At 40.3% G+C, this 15,005-nt stretch carries 12 protein-coding genes, 2 pseudogenes and 1 riboswitch; of the genes and pseudogenes, 4 read left to right on the top strand and 10 right to left on the bottom strand.

Features of this window, described 5'->3' with window-relative positions; translation table 11 throughout:
* Positions 1 to 31 precede the first annotated feature (31 nt).
* Positions 32 to 1,636 (bottom strand): ABC transporter permease, encoded by a 1,605-nt coding sequence (locus V3595_RS26035; RefSeq protein WP_485910625.1) that lies wholly within the window; start codon positions 1,634 to 1,636, stop codon positions 32 to 34.
* Positions 1,636 to 2,552: pseudogene (locus V3595_RS26030) on the bottom strand (ABC transporter ATP-binding protein). Before V3595_RS26030 ends, V3595_RS26035 begins: the two are co-directional and overlap by 1 nt.
* Before the next feature lie 154 nt (positions 2,553 to 2,706).
* Here V3595_RS26030 and V3595_RS26025 point away from each other — a divergent pair.
* Positions 2,707 to 3,291 carry a TetR/AcrR family transcriptional regulator gene (locus V3595_RS26025; RefSeq protein WP_485910623.1) on the top strand — a complete coding sequence of 195 codons (585 nt, stop codon included), beginning with the start codon at positions 2,707 to 2,709 and terminating at the stop codon, positions 3,289 to 3,291.
* A 52-nt stretch (positions 3,292 to 3,343) separates the two neighbouring features.
* Here the strand turns inward: V3595_RS26025 and V3595_RS26020 are convergent, their stop codons facing one another.
* From V3595_RS26020 to V3595_RS25995, 6 genes and pseudogenes are all read right to left on the bottom strand, one after another.
* The gene (locus tag V3595_RS26020) at positions 3,344 to 3,901 is read right to left on the bottom strand and encodes a hypothetical protein (RefSeq protein WP_485910621.1); all 558 of its coding nucleotides are present in this window, start codon (positions 3,899 to 3,901) and stop codon (positions 3,344 to 3,346) included.
* Positions 3,902 to 4,224: 323 nt separating this feature from the next.
* On the bottom strand, positions 4,225 to 4,923 hold the full coding sequence (locus V3595_RS26015; protein WP_402906154.1) for a GntR family transcriptional regulator: 699 nt from the start codon (positions 4,921 to 4,923) through the stop codon (positions 4,225 to 4,227).
* A 709-nt stretch (positions 4,924 to 5,632) separates the two neighbouring features.
* A pseudogene (locus V3595_RS26010) lies at positions 5,633 to 7,035 on the bottom strand (aminoacyl-histidine dipeptidase).
* Positions 7,028 to 7,681 (bottom strand): VanZ family protein, encoded by a 654-nt coding sequence (locus V3595_RS26005; RefSeq protein ID WP_485910620.1) that lies wholly within the window; start codon positions 7,679 to 7,681, stop codon positions 7,028 to 7,030. Before V3595_RS26005 ends, V3595_RS26010 begins: the two are co-directional and overlap by 8 nt.
* A 259-nt stretch (positions 7,682 to 7,940) precedes the next feature.
* Complete coding sequence (locus V3595_RS26000) at positions 7,941 to 8,957, bottom strand: ABC transporter permease (RefSeq protein WP_485910618.1); 1,017 nt, start codon at positions 8,955 to 8,957, stop codon at positions 7,941 to 7,943.
* Positions 8,954 to 9,679 carry an ABC transporter ATP-binding protein gene (locus V3595_RS25995; RefSeq protein WP_485910616.1) on the bottom strand — a complete coding sequence of 242 codons (726 nt, stop codon included), beginning with the start codon at positions 9,677 to 9,679 and terminating at the stop codon, positions 8,954 to 8,956. Before V3595_RS25995 ends, V3595_RS26000 begins: the two co-directional genes overlap by 4 nt.
* A 118-nt stretch (positions 9,680 to 9,797) precedes the next feature.
* Between V3595_RS25995 and V3595_RS25990 the strand changes: the two genes are divergently transcribed.
* The gene (locus V3595_RS25990; RefSeq protein WP_485910614.1) at positions 9,798 to 10,397 is read left to right on the top strand and encodes a TetR/AcrR family transcriptional regulator; all 600 of its coding nucleotides are present in this window, start codon (positions 9,798 to 9,800) and stop codon (positions 10,395 to 10,397) included.
* Between the two features lie 45 nt (positions 10,398 to 10,442).
* Here the strand turns inward: V3595_RS25990 and V3595_RS25985 are convergent, their stop codons facing one another.
* Together V3595_RS25985 and V3595_RS25980 are read right to left on the bottom strand one after the other, a co-directional pair.
* Positions 10,443 to 11,702 (bottom strand): MFS transporter, encoded by a 1,260-nt coding sequence (locus tag V3595_RS25985; protein ID WP_485910612.1) that lies wholly within the window; start codon positions 11,700 to 11,702, stop codon positions 10,443 to 10,445.
* A gap of 358 nt (positions 11,703 to 12,060) precedes the next feature.
* On the bottom strand, positions 12,061 to 12,252 hold the full coding sequence (locus tag V3595_RS25980; RefSeq protein WP_076370632.1) for a hypothetical protein: 192 nt from the start codon (positions 12,250 to 12,252) through the stop codon (positions 12,061 to 12,063).
* A 332-nt stretch (positions 12,253 to 12,584) separates the two neighbouring features.
* A riboswitch (cyclic di-AMP (ydaO/yuaA leader) is annotated at positions 12,585 to 12,727 on the top strand.
* A gap of 174 nt (positions 12,728 to 12,901) precedes the next feature.
* Here V3595_RS25980 and V3595_RS25975 point away from each other — a divergent pair.
* Positions 12,902 to 14,239 (top strand): TrkH family potassium uptake protein, encoded by a 1,338-nt coding sequence (locus V3595_RS25975; RefSeq protein WP_485910609.1) that lies wholly within the window; start codon positions 12,902 to 12,904, stop codon positions 14,237 to 14,239.
* A gap of 23 nt (positions 14,240 to 14,262) precedes the next feature.
* Positions 14,263 to 14,922 carry a potassium channel family protein gene (locus V3595_RS25970; RefSeq protein ID WP_485910607.1) on the top strand — a complete coding sequence of 220 codons (660 nt, stop codon included), beginning with the start codon at positions 14,263 to 14,265 and terminating at the stop codon, positions 14,920 to 14,922.
* The last annotated feature ends 83 nt before the right edge of the window (positions 14,923 to 15,005 follow it).

Genomic DNA, 15,005 nt, shown 5'->3' with positions numbered 1-15,005 from the left:
TTTCAGGAATAATAGAATCATAGTTGAATCGTCAACCTCGGATATCCCGTTTGTTATATCCGATAAAGCCAACAGCCAGTAATACTACGGCTATGATGGTAAGCATGGATACTTTCATGAAGTCGATATCTTCAACAGGAAGTTTCGGAATATGGCCAAATGGTGTTAGTTTACCCATCCATTCAGGGAATTGAAGCATTCCCCCTAAATAAACGACTAAGATTGAGTATGTCAAGTAAAGCCAAGTCAAGCCAGATAATTTTGGTACAAAGCCAATGAACAGCACTGCAATGCAAATCATGATCCACATCGCAGGCAGGTAGACCATTGCTGCACTGTATAAAGTGCCGAAAGCAATCCCTTCATCCATCACTGAATTCCCGACTGCCCAAAGACCGATTGCAGCAAGCGTAATCATAAGAAAACCGCCAATAACGGAGATGATAAGATAGCTGCCCATAAGCCTTGTACGGGATACAGCGCGACTCAGTAGATGTTCAGTAAGATTCTTTTTTTCTTCCCCTTTAAGCTTTAACATCGCCATTAATGGCGGAATGGTGCATATCATGGAGATGACTGACATCAACATTGTCAAGAATTGTTCCGTCAGGGAATAGCCTTCAACTGGCGTCAATAGTTCGGCCATCATTTCATTTTTTGCAAAAAAGGATTCTAAATCACCTAAAACGGAACCGTAAGAAGCTCCTAAAATGAACATCCCGGCTGCCCACGCAATTAATCCTGTACGCTGAAGCCTTAGCGCGAGACCAAGCGGACTTTTTAAAAAGGATGAAGCATATTTTCTGCCAGGCTTAGCCGGTATGAATCCAGCTTCCAAATCACGGATGGCATTCAAATATAGAGATAGTACAACCAAAATGATTGCCGCACCGATCGTAAGGATGATTGGCCACCAATAATTATTCACATATACCTCTGAACCTAAAACCCAACCCAATGGTGAAAACCAGGAAAGTGTTTCATTGCTGACGTCCCCTATCGCCCGAATAAGATAAGAAAGAAGCAATACAGTGATGGAGTAACCAATCGTACCTCGCGCACTCTCCGTAAGCTGGGCAAATAATGCCGTTATCGCCGAGAAGAAAATACCGGTTGCCCCTAACGCAGCTCCATACATAAGGGAACCTTCCAAATCCATGCTTTCAATTCCCAGAGCATACAATCCGAAACCCGTTACTAACGCGATCAATGCATTCGTACCAAACGATACGGAAATGGTTGCATATAAATTAGCCAACCGGCCAGCCGGCAAAGAACGGATCATTTCGATACGGCCGTCCTCTTCATCTGCGCGTGTATGGCGCGTAACAAGTAAAATACTCATTATCCCAACTGCCATAGCGGTTAAAAGTAACATTTGATGCGCCATCATCGCTCCGTTTGTATAGTCCTCCAGGCCGTAACCTTTCCCCACCATCGCTGTCATTGCAGGGTTCCTCATCGTTTCTGCAATGGTTTGCCTTTCTAGCCCAGTCGGGTACAGATCGGTGAATGCCATTGCAACCATAAATGAAAGGACAGATAGGGAAATTATCCAAACCGGGATCCGAATCCGATCTTGCCGTACGATGAATCGGGAGAGTCTTCCTGTATTCTGATAGGACTGATTCGCCATTATAACGCACCTCCCGCCCCAGAATCAGAAGTCTTCCTTTCACCTTCATAATGGCTCATGAATAAATCTTCCAATGTAGGCGGCGCGCTTTCCAATTTCACAATTCCAAATTGGCTTATATATCTCATGACATTATCCAATTCATCTGTATCCACTTGGAATGAAAATGCTTCGTCTTTCTTCACGATATCCCGAACACCGTTTACACTCCCTAAAGCAGGAATAGGCTGCTTCGTTTCGACAAGCAAGCTTGTTCTCGTTAAATGACGCAGCTCATCCAATGTTCCCGTTTCAATGATTTGTCCTTGCCGAATGATGCCTACTTTATCGCATAACCTTTCCACTTCAGAAAGAATGTGACTGGAAAGTAAAATGCTTTTCCCTTCATTTTTCGCTTCCATCACACATTCCTGGAAAACCCTTTCCATCAATGGATCTAGACCTGATGTTGGTTCATCCAAGATATAAAGGTCGGCATCAGATGAGAAAGCAGCAATCAAAGCAACCTTTTGCCTGTTCCCCTTTGAATATGTTCCACATTTCTTGGAAGGATCCAAATCGAATTTTTTTATTAGTTCTTCGCGTCTGCTTTTATTGTTCGCCCCGCGTAATTCAACAAATAGATCAATAACTTCCCCGCCTGTTAAGTTGGGCCATAGGTTCACATCTCCCGGAACATACGCGATTCGCTTGTGAATTTCAACCGCATCTTTCCATGCATCCTTCCCAAAAATCTTCGCTTCTCCATCCGTCGCTTTTAAAATCCCGAGCAGCACACGGATCGTTGTCGATTTTCCAGCACCATTAGGACCGATGAATCCAAATACCTCACCTTTATTCACTTCAATGTTTACACCATTTAAAGCGGTAAACTTTCCAAACTTTTCGTTAAATTCGTTGTTTTCAATACTGACATTCCTCATCCACCTCTTCCTCTGAAAAGAAATTATGAAATATTTTTATCGATTTAGTTCATAATATATAAAATAATAATTCCTGACAATAGTTTATGAACTTATTTTATTGTTCTATTACATATTTTTAATTAAACTAAGGTTGAGGTGAAATAAATGGACGGATTTCAACGCCGCAGGGAACAAAAAAAATTGAATATACTAGAGGCTGCCTTAGCTTTGTTCATGGAGTATGGTGTCCAAAAGATTTCGATTGGAGAAATAGCCAAAAAAGCGAATGTATCTCAAGTAACGATATATAATTACTTCGAAAGCAAACATAATCTAATTCATGAGGTTTTTGTTTATTATACAGATAAGGCATTGGATGAATTTGAACAAATACTTGCCAGCAACATTGCTTTCCCTGAAAAAATAAAGCAACTCATGTTCACGAAGAATGAAACTGCGAAACAAATTCATGAAGATTTTTATCAATATTTAATGAGGGAATATACTTCCGGAATCAATTATATGGAAAAAATATATACAGAAAAGGCCCTGCCACGCTTTATTGATCTGTTTAACCAGGGAAAGGAACAAGGATATGTTGATCCGGACTTATCTAATGAAGCGATTTTATTTTATATAAAAGCGATGAATGAATATATTCAACGGGAAGAGGTTTATCAAAGCATCCTGCCTTTGACTGAGGATATTATGAAGATTTTGTTTTATGGGATCGTTGGGGAAAAAGAGTAATGAATTAAAAAAACGGTGTGAATCGATATCTCCCATTCACACCGAATAAATCTTATTTAAGCTCATTCAATTCCTTTGCTAAAATGGATTTCCTTAAACCTCTTTGGCGAATGAATTCTCTCATTTCCTCTGGACTTTGATAGGAAAGCCTGAAGTGATAATAATTAATATGCTCGATGATGGCAAAAACATAAAGAAACGAAAACCAAAAAACTCCTGATTCAAATGCTTTTAATTGATAAAAAAAGGCTGCTATTCCTATGGCAATAAGGAATAGGTTGAACCTTTTAAAGAATAGAAAAATCCGTAATTGCGTATAAGGTAAATGAGCGTAATGGTTTTCTTTTGCCCGTTTCCATTTAAGAAACCAATATAAACTTCCTTGAAGCAAAATAAATTCCAGTAGGACGAACGCATACACAGATGAAAATGAAGTTAAGTAGGATTCGGACCAATCATGCTGCACCAGAAACAAAACCCACAGTACAGCAAAAATCACAGTTGCCATCAATTCTCCTGTATATAAATGAAATAATTTTCTTTTCATCCTTTTTTGCATAAGATTCCCCATTTCCAATACATCGATTGATAAGAATACAAATTTCCTCAATCTATTAATCTTTAATCTTCTTGAATTTTAACCCCTCCTTATTTTTCCATATATTTAATATACGAAGAACAAAGTTTTCTGTTTCATTAATTCCGCTATAAATTTCTTTTCTGTTTAATGAAATTTCCAGTACTTATCAGGTATTCAATGGGGCAGGAATATATGAATTCACTAATAATAAATCAAGTAATACTAAAATAAATAAAAGAGCGATTGCTAATTAATGCAGTCGCTCTTTGTTTGAATATTATACTCTGTTATCGTTAATCGATCATATCTCCGGAATCTTTTAATATAAATCCTGAAAGAATTTCCTGCCCTCATTAAGTCAATGTTAACAGTTTGGCTGAAGTATAATTATACTTCTCGATTGATAAATCAAAAACGGCTCCCGCTTTTAAAAAGACCGTACTTTCAACTATTAAGGTTGGATCTCCTGGCTGCAAGTCCAAAAGCTTGGCATCATCGTCATTTAGTTTTTCACACGAAATGATTTTATCTGCAAAACCAATATTCAACTTCAAATCCTCGACTATATATTCATAAATGGAACCATTTGCAATTTCTTTATTTATGATGGGAATGATATCTTTATTGAAAAAAGACTCTTCTATTACAATGGGTTCACCATTTAAATATCTAACCCGTTTGAGGTTATATATTTTGGTTTTTACATTGCATTTCATTTGCTTGGCCAATTTTTCATCAGCTTCAATTAATTCTAACTTCAACACTTTACTTTTCATTTCATCATTTGGAAACACTTTGGTTAAGCCACTCATATCCCTCATCGAAATGCAGCCCGGTCTGGAAAACTCCCTTAGGAATATGCCGCTTCCTTGCACTTGATAGATATACCCCTGCTCAACCAATATGTTGATTGCTTTTCTAATGGTATTCCTGCTGACATCGAACTTCTTCATCAACTCTTCTTCAGTAGGTAACTTTGTATTTAATGTATATTTTCCTTCTAATATTTCTTTCTCCATTTGTTCTACGACCATTCTATACTTTACACCCATATTTCCATATACCTTCCTCTATACATAATGATTTCGAACAATAATTAATGATAGGTTTTCTTTACAATAGTTTATTTTATAACGATTGTAAAGAAATCTCAGTTTCTTTCAGAATGTAGACAAAAATTCGATGAAAAGCCAGTTTGCCTGCAGTTTTTTTATTTAACGTTCCAGTTGATTTTTAGAAATCCGCTAAGATTTACAGTAAAAAAACTTAAAGGATAAACTAGTCTTAAACATAATTCGGGATGAGACCAGCCTACAGTTTTTTCAAGAAAACATTCCAGCTGATTTCAGAAATCCGCTCCCTTTCCGCGGGCGGTCCGGGAGCCTCCTCGGCGCTTTTGCGCCTGTGGGGTCTCCCTTGGACGCGCTTTTCCCGCAGGAGTCTCGCACACCCGCTCCAATCAACTTTGTTTTACATTTAGATAGAACTCCTTTTGTCGACAAAAGTTCTGAATGGCCTCATCCCCAACCTTGATTAAGACTAGGTTACACTTTCTGGCTTTTTACTGTATGACAATCGATTGAAGAAATTGTGACACTCCTGCAAAATAAATGGCTAGCTAAGAAAAGTACAAAACAATAAAGTGTAATGTTTATATCATCGGGCTGTTCCTCATTTCAACTAAAAAAGAGACATCCTATCGATTAACGGTAGGATGTCTCCAAATCTATTGAATTCAACTGTCCCCAGACATGCAGTTGTTTATAAATCCTTCATTCTCTTTAATGTGTAAACAAAGTATTCCCAGTTGTTTATGGTCGAAGGGATGCTTAAGTGTTCTTCAGGTGTATGCACGGAAAACATATCCGGTCCGATTGAAACAGTATCCAGCCCTGGTATCTTATCTATGAATACCCCGCACTCGATCCCTGCATGTACTGCGATGATTTCAATATCTTCATGATATTTTTCTTTGTATGTCTCTTCAGGTTGCACCCAAGCATGTCGGCAATCGCCTTTGCCTGCGTGACCAAATTATATTTGATGCTTTTGACCGAACTCCTGATTTCACTTTCGAATATCATTTCCGCTTCATTTGTTGTAACGACCCCTAGATTCGTCGAACTTTCCACTAATCCTTCTATCCCCATGCTCATTCCTTGAACGCCATGCGGGATTACCAGTAAGGAGGTAATGGCTTTAGACACCGTCTCTTTGGAAAAAACGTTTGAAGAAATTGTTTCAATCTTTTCAAACCTAATCGATACTTCAGGGTCGGAAGATTGCAGTTCATTTTTAAAAATATCCTCCCATTTCTGGAGTCTCTCCGTTATCTTCTGAACATCTACTACAGAAATCAGTACAGTGGCCTCTGCTTCACGAGGAATCGCATTCCCTTTCAAGCCCCCGTTCATTTGCTGTATGCAGCAAGGGAAGTCTGTCGTTAATTCATGTAATACTCTGCCCAAAAGTTTATTGGAGTTCCCTCTTTCCTTATGGATGGACATACCGGAGTGTCCGCCCTTCAACCCTTTAATCCTGATGTTATAAGATACAGCATCAACAATAGAAGCCGTTTCCCATCCGATTGGCAGGACCTGCCGCACGCGTATTCCTCCAGCAGAGCTGACCAGCAGCTTTCCATCTTCCTCCGAATCGATATTGATCATCATTTTCCCCTTGAAGTGAGCCGGATCAATGGCAAGTGCACCGTTCATTGTCGTTTCTTCTTCAGTCGTTATGACTATTTCAAGAGAGGGATGCGGAATATCATTGGCATCCAATAATGCCAAAGCATAAGCAACAGCAATTCCATTATCCGCCCCCAATGTTGTATCCGTTGCATACAACATATCTCCCACAATCCTTAATTGAAGCGGATCTTTCTCAAAATCATGAAGCGTTCCCTTGTTCTTTTCGCAAACCATATCCATATGCCCCTGGATAATGACTGTAGGTGCACTTTCATATCCGATTGTGGCAGGCTTTTTGATAATCACATTCAGCTCCTCATCCTGGATCACCTCCAGGTTCCTATCATTAGCGAAGCGAACCAGATAGTCACTGATCGCTTTTTCATTAGCCGATCCTCTCGGGATTTTGGAAATCGCTGCAAAATAATGAAACACCGGATGGCTCGATAATTCTTCTAACGTGCTATACATGGAAATACACCCTTTCATTTAAAATATTTGTACGGCCTCTCATCCTTTTACTTTTCCAGAACGGAACACTACGACTTTCTTGAACAAAGGATGCAGAATATACCCCAGGTAAACACCAATCATTCAGGATCAGGTCATCGACATCCAAACTTCCGCGCCGAAAAACAAACTGACAGATTTCGATGACTGAAATCGAAAGTAATGGATATAGAAATTTCCTTTTAGCGGAGGGCTCTTTCCCTTCCCTTGACAACAAATACAGGCCGAATGGAATGAACAGCCCCACATTGGCGCTAAGGTTATAAAATGATACAAGCCCATTCATTTCATTCGTTAAATATGAAAGAATCGTAGAAAAAGGAATCAAATTATACGAATATACCTGCCCTTCTGGTCGAAAGAACAGCAAAACCAATAATGATAAACTGTAGCCAAACAATACTGACTGCCATAAAAGGCGCGGAATTCTGATCGTTTCACCTCGAAAATAAAGAACCGCAAACGAAACGAAAAGAAGTATACAAAACCAGACAACCATGATCACCAAAGGATTCAAATATAATAGAAGCTGAAGAAAAAAAGGCAAACAGCACAAAAACATTGCTTGCGACAGCAAAAGGGAAAGCATGACCGATTTTAGAGACATATAACTCCCCCTTCTATTTATTACCAAATCAATTCATATCCTTATATCCTAGGACAACTTTAACAACCCGTCAACAAACTGCATTAACCTGTCATTAGAAACCCGGCAAGGAGAAGCTTTTTCGAATAACTCAACCGATTCGTAGGATAATTCGACCTGCATCCAGATAATTCGACCTTCAACTAAAATCGGATCTTCTCCAGTAAAACAAAAAAGCCGGTTCCTCATGTTCCAGGAATCCGGCTTCTTTTTTAAAGAGTTATAGTGCACGGTATTTTTTTAAACTAATGATATTGATGGTGATGAAAACGACGGCAAAGGCCAGGAGAATGAGCAGATCCAGTGAAATCTCATTGAACGTGAAGCCTTTGTACATAATGCCGTTCATGGCATCAGATGCGTAATAGAGAGGCATGATCTTGCCGATTTTTTGCAGCCAGTCTGACATGCCATCTAATGGGAAAATCCCTGTAAAGAAGACTTGCGGCACGATGACCAGCGGAATGAATTGTACCATTTGGAATTCAGAAGTCGCGAAACTCGATAGTAATGTACCAAGCGATAATGCAACGAGCGCGACCAGTATATTCGTCAGTAAAACGAGCCAAATGGAGCCAACAAGGACGATATCCAATACATTGACAGCATATAGTACGACAATTGTGGTTTGAACGAGAGCAAATAAGCCATATCCAATCACATAGCCCGCTACGATTTCGTATCTTTTAATCGGGGTGGCAAGCAGCCGTTCCAACGTACCACTTGTGCGCTCCTTCAAAAGCGCGATCCCCGCTATTAAAAATACAAAGAAGAAAACGAAAAAGCTCACGAGCATCGGACTGAAAGTATCAAAACTCTTGGTGTTGGCATCTCCGTATACATATTGCTCCTCAATGGAAGGAGTGTTTTTTTCATTCCCTTGCAAGCCATGCATCATTTGCATTTGAACAGCCTTTGCACGGGTCGGTTCGTCGTTCAATAGTGTCAGCTTTATTTTCCCATTTTCAACATGCAGCCAGCCATCCGTATCATTTTCTATCATTTTTTTCTGTGAAAATTCCTCAGCAGCCGTTACTTGAAAATCCGCTTGCTTCAATGCTTTAACGATAGCTTCATCACTGCCTGTAACAACGATTTTCAAATCACTTGCTTCTGTATCGAAAATAAAATACATGAGCGTTAAAATGAGCAAAGGAGCTAGGAAGAATAAAGCGAGCGTCCTTCGATCCCGGCGCATCTGCTGTGTAATTCGAGTAACAAGAGAGGCAATTCTCATTTTAGGCCGCCTCCAATCCTTAAAAAAACATCATCAAGCGTATCCACGGCAAATTGTGTTTTTAAAGCTGCGGGGGTTCCTGCCGCGATGATTTCACCTTCACGCAGCATTGCCAGTTTATCGCATCGTTCAGCTTCATCCATCACATGCGTCGTGATGATGATCGTCTTATGATCTTCATTTCTTAACCGCTCAAGTTCCTGCCAAATCGATTGTTTCAGTAAAGGGTCTATTCCTACTGTCGGTTCATCCAAAATGAGAATCTCCGGATTTTGGATGAGTGCAACCGCCAATGACAGACGGCGTTTCATTCCCCCGGAATAATGCGCAACCCGAACCTTCAAATCATTCGTCAGCTGTACGATTTCAGCTGCATATTGAATGCGTTCCCTTCGTTCCTTTTTCGAAAAACGGTATAGCTTCGCAAAAAATTCGAGGTTTTCAGCTCCCGTCAGTTCTGTATATAAAGCATCGGACTGTGCCATATAGCCGACATCCATTAACAGTGCTTCATTTGGCACTTCATGATCCAGAACCATGACTTTACCCGCATCAGGCTTAATCAATCCGACAATCATTTTAATCAAGGTCGTCTTTCCGCATCCGGATGGACCTAATAAGCCGAAAATTCCGTTTTTTTCAATATTCAGGCACAATGGCTGAATGACCTTTTTCTGATGAAAACCCTTAGCAATTCCTTCAATGGAAATCGCATTTCTCATTGCACACACATCCTCCCTCTTTAATTAACACGGTGTTGAGTGTAACATCATTCTAAGGTAGCATTTGTTCTAATACAATCAACACATTTGGAAAAATGTTTAGTGAAGGAGACATTCCATGGCATCGATTCATGAGGATATGGTACAAAAGACGAAAAGGCAGATACAACATCATTTTATTGCACTCGTTGATGCAGAGGGGTTCTCACATGTATCAGTGAAGAAAATTGCAGAGCGTGCCAACATTAATCGGGGCACATTCTATTTGCATTACACAGATAAATATGAATTGATGGATCACTTACAGCAGGAATTGTTAAATGAACTTCAAACCCGCATTACTGCCATTTTGCCGAAAGAGGCTTTTTTGGCTCTTCATCAACAGCAACTTTACCCGCCTTTCGTAGCGATTTTTCAATTCATCAGTGAACATGCCAACGCATTAAGGGCCATTCTTGGTGATCAGGGCGATCCTTCTTTTGCCAAAAAAATTAAGCGCGTATTCGGTGAAATACTGTTGGAGCGTTTGATCAGCCTGCATCCAGCAGCTAAAGATGAAGCATTCCGCATGTATATGCACGCCTTCCTGACATCGGCGATTTTAGGGGTGATTCAGGAGTGGCTGGAGAATTGTGAAGAACAAACGGCGGAAGAAATGGCGAAAATCCATTTTCAAATCTTGAACTTCATCAGTCAATTGCGCACATTCATCCAATGAACGATTCATTAAAGGCATGTTCAATCAACATGCCTTTAAATCAGATTACAACTTTTCCTTCGTTTCTACCTCTACATCACCAACGGAATAATATCTGCTCTTCGAGGACTTCATACTAAGCAACGACAATAAAATTGATAAAGCGAACATGATCATGGAACCTAAAATCACCACGAACCTAATCGAAATGAAATGAGCTGAAACACCAACAATTGCGGTAGACATGATGATCAACAAAGCTTCTAACAAACCAAAAACACTTCCGACCCTGCCCATGATTTCCACCGGAATATTATTTTGATAAAAGGTTTGAAAGCCTGTGTTGGCAAAAGCCAATGAAAAGGCAATGATAAAAAATCCGATGGCGGCCAGTGAAAAGGAATTCGAAAAGGCATAGATCATATAACCTATCGAGACAAATAAAGTTCCAAGACCAATTAGGTGCGAGATTTGCACTTTACTGATGAATACGGCATTGACTATGGCACCCGCAATGATGCCTGCCCCGGCGATGCTTACAAGGAATCCGTAATCGCTGTCCGACAAAAGGAGCTCAGCCTTGGCAAACGCAGCTTCTTGGGAATCGATCGCCGTTTCCATCACCACCATGCAGCTGAATAAGAAATAAATAAGCATGATATAGGAAGATTTCCGGCTGAAGTCCAGGACGATGCCCCAATCCTTTTTCATGATGGTCCAAGACAGGTAGTGACTGGATTGTTCAAGGGGATGATCCTTTTCAAGATTAGGCATGAATAGAGTGATGATACCGGATAGTAATAAGGCAGCCGCGTTAATATAAATCGCCAAAACGGGCGTACCAATCAAGAAAAGGATCCCCGCTAGCGCCGGTCCAATCAAAAAAGCTCCAGAATCCATTAAGCTTCGTAATGAGTTAAATCGTTTCCTCTGTTCAACGGGAATTAATTTTGTAATATACGACCTTGATGTTGTTACGAACATGGCCCCTGCCATATTGATCACGAAGACAAGGGAATAGATGACCCAAATAGAAGAAGTCAATGGCAGCAAGGCTATGAATACCGTGCGAAATAGGTCAAGTGCCACCATAAGATTCCGCTTATTTATCCGATCGATCACGCTGCCTGCCCACACATTCGTAAATATGGCAGCCATCGGTTTAACGATATAAAGTCCAGCTACCGCCAAGGCTGAATCAGTCATATCCAGAACGATTAAATTAAGTGCAATGAAATAAACCCAAGAACCGAAGTTGGAGATACCAATTCCGCACAATAGAATGGATGGGTATTTCCAGGATACTAATTTATTTCTTAATGTCATCGCTTCTCCCCCTTTGACCGAACAATAAAAAAAACCGTCCCCAAGCAATGCGTCTCGGGACGAGGTCAATTTGCGGTGCCACCTCTATGCGTCACCATACATCCCAAACTATCCTCGGCTGCTTTCGAGGCTCTTTTGGAAAGTGGTTATTTCATTTACTTTTCTCCTCTTTACGTCTACATTCTCCATTACTAAATTTTAACATTAATGGTTTTATAATGTACATAACGCAAAAAAACTCATTCAAAATAAATGAGTTTCAAAGCAAAACAAGATATGGATTTTTCGCTCAGCGTTCCGGATAGAACACAGGGAATACATAATTTGAATACCGCTAATGAATGTTGGATTCAGTTGATTACCTTAGGGAAAACAATTTTAAAAACGGATTCTTTTTCTTATCCGTTATCCTTAACTCATCCATGATGATTTGATCCTCATGATCGGCTATCCATTTCCTTAGTGCATCTTTATCCTGGCATTGTGTTAAATATGTCTGGCCACCCTTGCCTGTAGCATTAATAACATATCTATTGAACGTCTTCTCCATAATTGCCCGCCTTTTTAATAAAATGTATTGAATCTTTAAATACGAAATGCAATGCTTTTTTCTTTATGTTTTACAAAAGAAACATAATATATATATTACAAATTTTGATTGGCAATAGCTTGTTCTGCTTGAAAGTATTGAATAAAGTACATCGATGCCGGTTATCATAATCGGATTAATCGAACCTATCATAATGTGCTAACTAATATTTGTCAATACGTTTTTTAAATGTAAATAAAACGTAAATTTTCAGTCTTGTTAAAGAAATATTTTTTTACGATTTAGGGGTTTACAACTGCTAAATGATGGGAGTAGAATACGTTTATCAATTTAATATATTTCGGCCTAAACTCAAGGGACTTGAGTACGGAGGACCCAATCATTTGGGGTTAATTCTGCCTTGCAGAAGGGATGAGATCAGCTCTTTCGCCATCCTACCCGTCAGCTAACTTCGTCGGCTAAAGCGAAGGAGGTCATAAGACCGCCTATTTCGGGAGCTTATTTTGCACGCTTTTTGTGACAAAATAGCCGTTCGAGGTTTTTCGCAGGTCTTTTTATTATGCCTTTAAAAAGATTCGGAATGAGGATTGATGGTTAAGATATTCATACAGTTTTACACATTTCATTTTTATAGGTAGGGATGATCAATTTGATAAAAGCAAAAAATTTGTTGGATCCGCCAAAAATACTTGTACTCGGGTTTGCCATCCTGATACTTATCGGGTCCTATTTATTGACCCTGCCGATTTCCACTGAAAGTGGGAATGGCCTTTCTTTTCTGGATGCTTTATTTACCGCAACCTCCGCTACTTGTGTAACAGGGCTGGTCGTAGTGGATACGGGATCGACCTTCACCACTTTTGGTGAGTTGGTCATCTTAACACTGATTCAGATAGGCGGCTTAGGGTTCATGTCATTTGCGACGTTTTTCTTTTTCCTTTTAGGCAAAAAGATTTCTTTAAAAGGCAGGTTACTCTTGCAGGAGTCCTTAAATAATCTATCCATGGCAGGTGTAGTCAGGTTAGTGAAACGGCTACTAATTTTCACGGCCATCATTGAGGGCATAGGTGCTCTTATCTTATCGATTCGCTTCTCTTTTGACATGCCATTCGGCAAAGCGATCTATTACGGGGTTTTTCATTCCATATCGAATTTCAATAATGCCGGCTTTGACTTAATGGGGGAATTCAGGAGTTTGACCCCATATGTATCGGATCCATTCGTAACCCTTACCGTCGTCTTCCTCATCACGTTTGGTGGAATAGGTTTTATCGTGATGAATGAACTATACGAATATCGTGACACCCATCGTTTATCCGTACATACGAAGATAGTTCTCGCGACTAGCTTGACCCTTACAATCACAGGTGCAATTTTAATCTTTTTATTCGAGTTCGGTAATGCCAAGACATTGCAGCCTTTATCTCTCATGGGTAAAACGCTGTCATCATTATTTCAATCGGTATCACCAAGGACGGCAGGCTCCAATACGCTGAATATCCCTGATTTAACTCAGCCAACATTACTGCTCATCATTTTTCTGATGTTCGTCGGGGCTTCACCCGGATCGACTGGCGGCGGGATTAAAACGACTACATTGGCGACGCTTGTCGGTACGGTTTGGTCACAGATTAAAGGAAAGGGTGATGTGGTATTATTCCGTCACCGCATTGTGAATGAAACGATTTTTAAAGCATTATCCGTTACATTCATTGGCGTATTCATGGTTTCAATCATCTCCATTCTGCTGACCATCACTGAAAGCAGAACTGATTTCTTGATGATTTTATTTGAAGCCACTTCAGCATTTGCCACAGTGGGACTTTCAATGGGCTTGACCCCAGAATTATCACCGGTTGGCCGGATGCTCATCATTTTCACGATGTTTGCAGGCCGTGTGGGTCCTTTGACTTTGGCCTTTGCTATCGCCATGAGGCGCAAACCAGATCCTTTCCGCCGTCCAAAAGGGAAAATCATGATTGGTTAATCATAAATGAGGGAGTGTACAGGATGGGAATAAAACGACAATATGCCGTGATCGGTTTAGGCAGATTCGGAACCAGTGTGGCCCATAGATTATATACGGCCGGCCAAGAGGTATTGGGTATTGATGTCAACGAGGAAAGAGTCGAGAATGCGGAACTTAGCGTTACCCATGCGGTCATGGCGGATACGACTGAAGAAGAGACATTGAAATCAATCGGAATCCGTAATTTCGATTGTGTCATCGTAGCCATCGGAAATGACATGCAATCCAGCATTTTAACTACCTTGCTTTTAAAAGAGCTTGGGGTCGAAAAGGTCATTGCCAAAGCACTTAATAAAAATCATGGTCAGGTGCTCACTAAGGTCGGTGCCGACTGGGTCATCTATCCTGAGAGGGATATGGGGGAACGGGTCGCGAATCAGCTTCTTTCCCCTAACATGCTGAACTATATAGAGCTCTCCAAAGAATACAATATCGAGGAAATCCTCCTCCCCATGAGCATGAAGGGAAAAAGCCTCAGGGAGCTTGATTTGCGGGCAAAATATAATATCAGCGTCATTGCCATCGTGAGTAATGGGGAAATTATCATAGCACCCTCACCGGATCAGGATATCCATGAAAAAGATATGCTTTTAGTGGTTGGCAATAAAGAAGATCTAGCCTTCTTTGCCAATATTGAATAACCCGGCAGGTTCCGGCTCTTCTTCATTTGAATGCAAGCATTATACATGCGAGAAGACCGCCATATGGCGATCTTCTCGATGAA

The sequence above is a fragment of the Bacillus sp. CFBP9009 genome, assembly GCF_036541465.1.
Lineage (GTDB): Bacteria > Bacillota > Bacilli > Bacillales > DSM-1321 > Peribacillus.
The sequence above is the reverse complement of the archived record's forward strand: the minus strand, read 5'-3'. Positions and strand labels throughout refer to the sequence as shown.